The 563-nt window shown below is 57.4% G+C and carries 1 pseudogene; it reads left to right on the top strand.

Annotated elements, in window-relative coordinates:
* Window positions 1-420: 420 nt before the first annotated feature.
* A pseudogene (locus FEM54_RS35260) lies at window positions 421-563 on the top strand (DUF6124 family protein); the annotation flags it as partial.

The raw sequence follows: 563 nt of genomic DNA on the forward strand, positions 1-563 counted from the left end.
GTGTATCAGACAGAAAATTAGGTGCAGATATACCGCTATCGCAGGCAAGCCAGCTCCCACATTAGATCTGTGGCTGCTGCTCCAGGTGGCTGATCAGTCGGTGGCCTTTCGACATGGTTTGTAAAGGGCCAGCAAGGCGCGTCCCTTTTAATTGCAGGACGTTTCCTAGACAATCCCTGCCGCCTTGTGCCTGTTGGAATCGATGGCTAGTCTGCGATCCGTCACTGCTCATCAGTGATCGGGTTTAGTCGCCCGGTTTCAGAACAGGCGCATCGTCCTCCGAAGTTTATGGTGGCTGTGCGCAGGGCGCCTTCGGGCGCGCCGGGTTCCTGTTCTGACCGGTCGACTAACCTGCGTACAGCCGCCACCCTCGTTTAGTCGCGAAGCGTGTCGGCTCCTTGACCAGACAGGTACTAAACGATGAAGAAAATTGTTCCCGACCCACCCCGCAATTGCGCCAAAGACCGCGCCGCCTTCAACCGCGCCCTCGACCATTACCTGCCCACCCCCGGCGTTCACAGCGTGATCGAAGACCTGAGCTTTGAAGACGCGTTGCTCTACAC

The sequence above is a fragment of the Pseudomonas edaphica genome, from assembly GCF_005863185.1.
Classification (GTDB): Bacteria; Pseudomonadota; Gammaproteobacteria; order Pseudomonadales; family Pseudomonadaceae; genus Aquipseudomonas; species Aquipseudomonas edaphica.